The organism is Archangium violaceum Cb vi76 (assembly GCF_000733295.1).
Lineage (GTDB): Bacteria > Myxococcota > Myxococcia > Myxococcales > Myxococcaceae > Archangium > Archangium violaceum.
Genome location: NZ_JPMI01000377.1, coordinates 1 through 310 on the forward strand (window position 1 = coordinate 1; position 310 = coordinate 310).

Consider the following 310-nt stretch of genomic DNA (forward strand, 5'->3'; position numbering starts at 1 on the left):
CACTTCTCTGAGGAGCGGCGGGCCGAGATGCGCGAGAGCCTCCGCTCCCAGGGCCTCCTCGAGCCCGTCACCCTGGAGCCGCACCCGAAGGAGCCCGGCACCTTCATCCTCATCAGCGGCGAGAACCGCTGGCGCGGCCACAAGGACCTCTTGGCGGAGACGGGAGACCAGAAGTGGGCCTCCATTCTCTCCATCGTCCGCCCCGCGTCCCCTCCGGGCAAGGGTCGTGCTCAGGCCCTCGTGGCGAACCTTCAGCGGCAGGACCTCACGCCCCTGGAGGAGGGCGACGGCTACGTTGCGATGCGCGACG

Annotated in this window: 1 protein-coding gene; it reads left to right on the plus strand. The window is 70.0% G+C overall.

All coding sequences use genetic code 11. The features are described 5' to 3' along the window. Nucleotides 1-27: 27 nt before the first annotated feature. Nucleotides 28-310: ParB/RepB/Spo0J family partition protein (locus Q664_RS46160; RefSeq protein WP_235217149.1), on the plus strand; the 283-nt coding region annotated here is incomplete at its 3' end.